Origin of the sequence: Tabrizicola sp., from assembly GCF_036781545.1 — a bacterium.
Taxonomy (GTDB): Bacteria; Pseudomonadota; Alphaproteobacteria; order Rhodobacterales; family Rhodobacteraceae; genus Tabrizicola.
In genome coordinates this window covers 1-7,316 of sequence record NZ_DAIQAT010000172.1, presented here as the reverse complement: position 1 = coordinate 7,316, position 7,316 = coordinate 1, and the positions used below count along the sequence as shown (strand labels likewise).

Here is a 7,316-nt window from a genome sequence, read left to right as displayed (position 1 = left end):
CCGCCAGCAGCATCAGCTCGATCGACATCAGGATGACGATCACGTTCTTCCGGTTGAGGAAGATCCCGAAGATCCCGATGACGAAAAGCGCCGCAGCCACCGTCAGGTAATGTTCAAGTCCGATCATCTTTCCGTCCCTCGTGGCCGTTTGGCCCTTGTCGTTTCGGTGGGGTGGAACCCCACCCTACCCGGCATTCGTAGGGTGGGGTTTTACCCCACCTTGATCACAACCCCTGCCCCGGCTTGACGTCCTTGAGCTCCATCGCCTTGGCCGGGTCGCGCCACATCTGCTGAAGCACGTTCTGCCGCTTGATGTCCTTGCGGTGCCGAAGCGTCAGCAGGATCGCCCCGATCATCGCCACCAGCAGGATCAGCCCGGCCAGCTGGAACAGCAGGAAATACTTGTCGTAGATCAGCAGCCCCAGCGCCCGGGTGTTCTCGATCTCCGAAGGCGCCACCGCCTGCCGCAGGCCCTGCGATCCTTCGGCCACCGTCCAGACGCCCACGCCAATGGCGACCTGCATCAGGAGGACCACGCCGATGAGGAGGCCCAAGGGCATGTAGCGCGCCAGTTCCCCCTTCAGCGCGGCGAAGTCGATGTCCAGCATCATGACGACGAACAGGAACAGCACCGCCACCGCGCCGACATAGACGATGACCAGAAGCATCGCCACGAACTCCGCCCCCAGAAGGACGAACAACCCCGAAGTGGAGAGGAACGCCAGGATCAGCCACAGCACCGAATGCACCGGGTTGCGGGAAAGCGTGACCATCAGGCCCGCCGTCACCGTGATCACGGCAAACAGGTAGAAGGCAAAGCTGAAGACGGTCATGCGTCTTTCTCCTCAGGGATCTCGGCGAAGACCGCTTGCGCGATCTCAAGCGCCTTCTGCATGGCGGGCATCCCGCCGAACATCGACATCTGCCAGATCACTTCCGCGACCTCGCGCTTGGTGGCCCCGGCCGACAGACCGTTCTTGATCGCCATCCGCAGCTGCGGCTCGCCCACCGGCCCCAGCACGGTCAGCGCCGCGATGGTGACGAGGAAGCGGGTCCGCGCGTCCAGGCCTTCGGGGTTGAAGGTCTTGCCGAACCACATCTCCAGAAGCTCCTTCGGCATCGGCGGAAAGAACTTCTCGAACGCCTTCGCGTCGATGTTCTCCATGCCGGGCATGAAGGCATTGGCCATCTTCTGGCCCTGCTCCATCATCGCGGCGAACATCTTGGCGAAATCCTCGGTCATCTGTAGGGCGCGTCGAGTTCGAGGTTGCGGGCGATCTCGGCCTCCCAGCGGGCGCCGTTCTCAAGGAGTTTTTCCTTGGTGTAGAACAGCTCTTCCCGGGTCTCGGTCGAGAATTCGAAGTTCGGGCCTTCGACGATGGCATCGACCGGACAGGCCTCTTGGCAGAAGCCGCAGTAGATGCATTTGGTCATGTCGATGTCGTAGCGCGTGGTGCGGCGGGAGCCGTCCTCGCGCGGTTCGGCGTCGATGGTGATCGCCTGCGCCGGGCAGACCGCCTCGCACAGCTTGCAGGCGATGCAGCGTTCCTCGCCGTTGGGATAGCGGCGCAGCGCATGTTCGCCGCGGAAACGGGGCGACAGCGGCCCCTTCTCATGCGGGTAGTTCAGCGTCGATTTCGGCGCGAAGAAGTATTTCATGCCCAGGCCGAAGCCCTTGATGAAATCCATCAAGAGGAAGTAGCGCGTCGCGCGGGTCCAGTCGATGTTGCTCATTGGCTTGCCTTCATCAGTGGGCGCAGAGTTTCCCGCTCGTCGGAAGGAAACTCGGAATCAAATTTGGCGATTTCGCTTTGCAGTTCTTTCGATGACGCCACTACCAAGGGACGCAGGCACTGTTCCAGCGTATCATCCATCAGAAAGGCCGCTGCATAGGCACTTCGATGCTCGGGCTGGATCTCGTCAGACCATTTTCCGTCTTTGACAAGTTTCCATCGGAACATCGGGCCAAGATTCACGAAGCGCTCTGCGACCGCTCTCCACTGCTCCACCGCGTCGAGACTGTAGAAGTCTACGGCAGGGGGGAGGAGAACCCAGCCAATTCCGCTAGAGGTCGTCACCTCTTTCGGGTTCAGCATTTCGGCAAAGGCTGCCGCAGCATCCTTGCACTCACGCTCCGACGGTTCCGCAAACCCGGCAGACGCCAAGCTTGTCACCGCCAGAGCAGGAACGACTGCGAAAGGACGACAGTACATCCCTCAGCCCCCCACGGCCCAACGGGCCCAGAAGCCGCCCAGCACTTCGAACTTGGCGAGGAAGGCCACGATCACCACCCAGCCCAGCGACAGCGGCAGGAAGACCTTCCAGCCGATCCGCATCAGCTGGTCATAGCGGTAGCGGGGGACGATGGCCTTCACCATGGCGAACATGAAGAAGAAGAGCCACATCTTGCCGACCATCCACCACCAGCCATCGGGCAGGAACGGCAGGGGCGACAGCCAGCCGCCGAAGAACAGCAGCGAAATCAGCGCGCACATCAGGAAGATGGCGATGTATTCGCCCGCCATGAACAGAAGGTAGGGGGTCGAGGAATATTCCACCATGAACCCCGCCACCAGTTCGGATTCGGCTTCGGGCAGGTCGAAGGGCGGGCGGTTGGTCTCGGCCAAGGCGCTGACGAAGAAGAGCACCACCATCGGCAGGTGCGGCAGCCAGTACCAGTTGAAAAGACCCCAGTCCCCCTCCTGCGCCTGAACGATGGCGCCAAAGTTCATCGCGCCTGTCGAGATGATCACCCCGATGATGATCAGGCCCAGCGACACCTCGTAGGAGATCATCTGCGCCGCCGACCGCAGGGACCCCAGGAAGGCGTATTTCGAGTTCGACGCCCAGCCGCCCATGATCACGCCATAGACCTCCAGCGAGGAGACGGCGAAGACGAAGAGGATCGCCACGTTGATATTGGCCAGGACCCAGCCCTGGTCGAAGGGGATCACGGCCCAGGCCAGGATCGCCAGCACGAAGGACAGCATCGGCGCCAGGAAGAAGACCGGGCGGTCCACCCCGGCGGGGATGACGATTTCCTTGACGACGTATTTCAGCGCGTCGGCCACCGATTGCAGCAGGCCGAAGGGGCCCACCACGTTCGGGCCGCGCCGCATCTGCACGGCGGCCCAGATCTTCCGGTCGCCGTAGACCAGGAACAGGAGGCTGATCATCACGAAAGCCACGATCAGCAGCGACTGCGCCGCGATCAGCACCGCCGTTCCGAACCCCGTGGCAAAGAACCCGTCCATGTCAGCCCCTCATCCTCAAACCGCCAGCCTTACTTCGCCGGTATTCCCAACTCGGCGCATTCGGTCGCCACCACTTCGGCGTCGATGGTGCGCAAGCCCTCGGGCAGCGTGGCCGAGACGAGGTAGACCGCATCCCCGACCCAAGTCCGCCCGTCCTTCCTTACGATGGTCCGCACCTGCCGCGCGAAGCCAAACCCTTGATCCAGCGCATATTGCGCGGCAGCACAGCGGCCATAGGCCTCGACATCCGACCGGTCCTTCGCACCGGTCATCGCGACGGTGAAGCTGACCATGTCCTTGTCGAGCAGGATGGTCGACACCCCCTGATAGACCGCCTGACTGCCGCGCTCCTGTGGCACCTCTCCGCCGGGCGCGCAAGCCCCCAGCGCCGCCGTCGCGGTGCCAAGGGTGGCCAGCAGGGAGAGGCGTTGCGCCATGCGTCTACTCCGCCGCAATCGGGGCCATAGCCCGCGCCTTGGCCATGGCGCTGAGTTCCGCCATCACCGCCGATGCACGGGCAATCGGGTTGGTCAGGTAGAAATCGCGGATCGCATTGCGGAAGGTGGCCTTGGCCGGAAGCTTCACCTCCAGCGGCTGCCACACGTTCTCTGGCACCTCGTCGATCCGGCCCAGATGCGGATGCGCCCTGACCAGCGCAGCACGCAGCCCGGCAAGCGACTCCCAGGGCAGTTGCGCGCCCAGTTCCGCCGAAAGCGCCCGCAGGATCGCCCAGTTCTCCTTCGCCTCGCCGGGGGCAAACCCTGCGCGGAAGGCCAGCTGCGGCCGCCCCTCGGTGTTGACGAAAAGCCCGTTCTCTTCCGTATAGGCCGCGCCCGGCAGGATGATGTCGGCCCGGTTCGCGCCCCGGTCGCCGTGGCTGCCCTGGTAGATGACGAAGGGCGCATCGGCCCCGTCGCGGCTGATCTCGACCTCATCGGCGCCGAGATTGTAGATCACCTGCGCGCCGTCCGTGGCCTTGGCGAGCCCACCCTCGGTGACGGCCCCCACATCCATCGCGCCAACCCGCGCCGCCGCCGTGTGCAGCACCAGAAGCTTGCCGCCCGCACCCTGCGCATAGGCCATCGCCTGGCTCAGCACCGCCTCGCCATCCGCCTCGTTGATCGCGCCCTGGCCGATGATGACCAGCGTGTCCGGTTTCTCGGTCACACGGCCGACCAATTCCACCAGCGCGGCGCGGTCCGACCCCATGTGCTTGTAGTCATAGGTCAGGTCGACCTTCTCGCCGAACAGGCCCACCGTCGCGCCATTGGTCCAGGCCTTGCGGATGCGGGCGTTCAGCACCGGGGATTCGACGCGCGGATTGGTCCCAATCAACAGGATCACCTTGGCCGTGTCGATATCCTCGATCCGCGCGTTGCCGACATAGGCCGAGCGGTTGCCGATCGGCAGCTTCGCCCCGTCGGTGCGGCATTCGACATGGCCACCGATGGATTCGATCAGCGTCTTCAAGGAGTAAGCGGCCTCGACGGGCACCAGATCGCCCACCAGCCCGGCCACTTTCCTGCCCCGCATCGCGGCGGCGGCCTTCTCCAGCGCCTCGCCCCAGGACGCCTTCCTGAGCCGCCCGTTCTCGCGCACATAGGGCGTATCCAGCCGCTGGCGGCGGAGGCCGTCCCAGACGAAGCGGGTCTTGTCGCTGATCCACTCCTCGTTCACGCCGTCATGGTTGCGCGGCAGGAAGCGCATCACTTCCCGGCCCTTGGTGTCGACCCGGATGTTCGACCCCAGCGCATCCATCACGTCGATGCTCTCGGTCTTGGTCAGCTCCCAGGGCCGCGCGGTGAAGGCATAGGGTTTCGAGGTCAACGCGCCCACCGGGCACAGGTCGATGATGTTGCCCTGCAGGTTCGAATCCAGCGTCATGTTCAGATAGCTGGTGATCTCGGCATCCTCGCCCCGGCCGGTCTGGCCCATCTGGGTGATGCCAGCCACTTCGGTGGTGAACCGCACGCAGCGGGTGCAACTGATGCAGCGCGTCATCGCCGTCTTGACCAGCGGCCCCAGGTTCAGGTCCTCCGTCGCCCGCTTCGGCTCGCGGTAGCGGGAGAAATCGACGCCATAGGCCATGGCCTGGTCCTGCAGGTCGCATTCCCCGCCCTGGTCGCAGATCGGGCAGTCGAGCGGGTGGTTGATGAGCAGGAACTCCATCACCCCCTCGCGGGCCTTCTTCACCATCGGCGACTTGGTCTTGACCACCGGCGCCTGCCCCTCCGGCCCCGGCCGCAGGTCGCGCACCTGCATCGCACAGGAGGCCGCAGGCTTCGGCGGGCCGCCGACCACCTCGACCAGGCACATCCGGCAGTTGCCCGCGATCGACAGCCGCTCATGGTAGCAGAAGCGCGGGATCTCCACCCCGGCCACTTCCGCCGCCTGGATGATGGTCATCGCGCCATCGACCTCGACCTCGATCCCGTCGATGCTGATTTTCTTGAGGTTGGTCATGGCCCTACTCCGCCGCCACTTGCGCGCAACCGTGGGTCTTCCACGCCTGCGCTTCTTTCAGATATGTCCAGCCAAACGCATGGTCGCTGTCGCCATGCGTCTCCAGATGCGCCAGCCGCTCCAGCGCCTCGTCCAGCGTCGGGCGGTGGCCCGCAGGCACCCACCACATGACGAAATGCATCCGGCCCAGCACCTGAAACCACTCCGCCCGCCGTTCATAGAAGGCGCGGTGGACGGTGTTCCAGACGAAATGCTCCAGCGTTTCCACGCTTTCCCAGACGGTCAGGTTCGACACGAACTGAGGGTCGCCGCCGATCTTGGTCTCGGTGTTCCCGGTGCCGGGCTCGCCCGAGCCCTCCATCATCCAGACGAAGCCCGGCATCCGCTTGCCCAGCCCGTTCACCCGGTCCAGCGCCGCCATGAACTCGGCCACGCGCGGGTCGTCGGTGGGGGCCAGAAGGCGCCCCACGTTCAACTCGGCCAAGTGCATGACGGGCGACTGGCTCACTTCTTCGACCTCAAAAGATAGCCGATCAGGCTGTTCCTGGCGATTTCCTCTTCGCCGATCTTGCAATAGGCCTCCGGCTTGCCCGGCTCGGCGCCCTTGGCCTTCAGCCATGCGGCGGCCTCGGCCTTGAACTTCGCCTTCTCCTCTTTCGAGGTGACGAATTCCCGCACCACTTTCGCCTCATAGCCCTGCTTCAGGGCATAGTCGCGCAGGTTGTTCAGCTCGCCCAGGGCGCGCAGCTTCCGCGCCTCCATCGTCGGGCAGTTGTCGGCAATCGCATCACCGATGAAGCCATTCAGAAGTTTGGCGTGAATCACCGGCTCTTCGTTGATCGGCACCAGCGCCAGCGCGGGCGTGGCGGCGACGGCAAGGGTCAGGGCGATGGTCAGATTGCGAAGCATGTTGGCCTCCTTGGCTGCTCGTGCGCAGGAGATGGGGGCAAGACCCCTTGCTATGCCATGACAAACCGCCCGTTTCAGCGCTTTGTGACCCCGGATGACCGCCTTCGTCATGCGCAGCCCTCCGGATAGACCCATGCGCCGGTGGCCCGGTCATAGCGGTCGTAGATCGAGACCCTGACCCCCTTCGCGCCGCATTGCGCATCCGCAGCCTTCCGCGCCGCAGCGCCCTCCCACATCTGGAACGGCTGGCCATTGTTGGTGACGCGCACCGGCTCGCGCGACGCAGGCACGGGCGCAGCCGTTCCCACGCAGGCCGCCTGCGCCAAAGTCACCGAAAGGGCCAGCGCCATCCGCATCACTCCGCCGCGACCGCCGTGATCCGGCCGGTGCGCTTCGCCTTGATCCGGTCCTCGATCTCGTCGCGGAAGGCGCGGATCAGGCCCTGGATCGGCCAAGCCGCCGCATCGCCAAGCGCACAAATGGTATGGCCCTCGACCTGCTTCGTCACCGACAGCAGCATGTCGATCTCCTCGACCTCGGCCTCGCCCCGGACGAGCCGGTCCATGACCCGCATCATCCAGCCAGTGCCCTCGCGGCAGGGGGTGCACTGGCCGCAGCTTTCGTGCTTGTAGAATTTCGACAGCCGCCAGATCGCCTTGATCACGTCGGTCGACTGGTCCATCACGATCA

General features: G+C 64.6%; 12 protein-coding genes. All 12 read right to left on the bottom strand.

Going from position 1 to position 7,316, the window contains the following annotated elements; all coding sequences use genetic code 11:
* Positions 1 to 127 (bottom strand): NADH-quinone oxidoreductase subunit K (locus V7Q39_RS17960; protein WP_333817987.1); only part of this gene is annotated, 127 nt, incomplete at its 3' end.
* 97 nt (positions 128 to 224) lie between these two features.
* A complete protein-coding gene (locus V7Q39_RS17955) occupies positions 225 to 833 on the bottom strand; it encodes an NADH-quinone oxidoreductase subunit J (RefSeq protein WP_333817985.1) in 609 nt (202 codons plus the stop codon).
* Complete coding sequence (locus tag V7Q39_RS17950; RefSeq protein WP_333817984.1) at positions 830 to 1,243, bottom strand: carboxymuconolactone decarboxylase family protein; 414 nt, start codon at positions 1,241 to 1,243, stop codon at positions 830 to 832. Before V7Q39_RS17950 ends, V7Q39_RS17955 begins: the two co-directional genes overlap by 4 nt.
* Positions 1,240 to 1,734 (bottom strand): NADH-quinone oxidoreductase subunit NuoI, encoded by a 495-nt coding sequence (nuoI, locus tag V7Q39_RS17945; protein WP_333817983.1) that lies wholly within the window; start codon positions 1,732 to 1,734, stop codon positions 1,240 to 1,242. The genes V7Q39_RS17950 and nuoI overlap by 4 nt, the downstream gene beginning before the upstream one ends.
* The gene (locus V7Q39_RS17940; protein WP_333817982.1) at positions 1,731 to 2,096 is read right to left on the bottom strand and encodes a hypothetical protein; all 366 of its coding nucleotides are present in this window, start codon (positions 2,094 to 2,096) and stop codon (positions 1,731 to 1,733) included. The genes nuoI and V7Q39_RS17940 overlap by 4 nt, the downstream gene beginning before the upstream one ends.
* A gap of 120 nt (positions 2,097 to 2,216) precedes the next feature.
* Entirely contained in the window at positions 2,217 to 3,254 is a 1,038-nt protein-coding gene (nuoH, locus tag V7Q39_RS17935) for an NADH-quinone oxidoreductase subunit NuoH (RefSeq protein WP_333817981.1), read from the bottom strand.
* Positions 3,255 to 3,283: 29 nt separating this feature from the next.
* Positions 3,284 to 3,691 carry a hypothetical protein gene (locus V7Q39_RS17930; RefSeq protein ID WP_333817980.1) on the bottom strand — a complete coding sequence of 136 codons (408 nt, stop codon included), beginning with the start codon at positions 3,689 to 3,691 and terminating at the stop codon, positions 3,284 to 3,286.
* Positions 3,692 to 3,695: 4 nt separating this feature from the next.
* On the bottom strand, positions 3,696 to 5,717 hold the full coding sequence (gene nuoG / locus V7Q39_RS17925) for an NADH-quinone oxidoreductase subunit NuoG (protein ID WP_333817979.1): 2,022 nt from the start codon (positions 5,715 to 5,717) through the stop codon (positions 3,696 to 3,698).
* Positions 5,718 to 5,721: 4 nt separating this feature from the next.
* Positions 5,722 to 6,207 carry a DUF3291 domain-containing protein gene (locus tag V7Q39_RS17920; RefSeq protein ID WP_333817986.1) on the bottom strand — a complete coding sequence of 162 codons (486 nt, stop codon included), beginning with the start codon at positions 6,205 to 6,207 and terminating at the stop codon, positions 5,722 to 5,724.
* Between the two features lie 14 nt (positions 6,208 to 6,221).
* Entirely contained in the window at positions 6,222 to 6,626 is a 405-nt protein-coding gene (locus V7Q39_RS17915; RefSeq protein WP_333817978.1) for a DUF5333 domain-containing protein, read from the bottom strand.
* A gap of 107 nt (positions 6,627 to 6,733) precedes the next feature.
* Positions 6,734 to 6,976 (bottom strand): hypothetical protein, encoded by a 243-nt coding sequence (locus tag V7Q39_RS17910; RefSeq protein WP_333817977.1) that lies wholly within the window; start codon positions 6,974 to 6,976, stop codon positions 6,734 to 6,736.
* A 5-nt stretch (positions 6,977 to 6,981) separates the two neighbouring features.
* The coding region (locus tag V7Q39_RS17905) for an NADH-ubiquinone oxidoreductase-F iron-sulfur binding region domain-containing protein (protein WP_333817976.1) at positions 6,982 to 7,316 on the bottom strand (335 nt) is incomplete at its 5' end.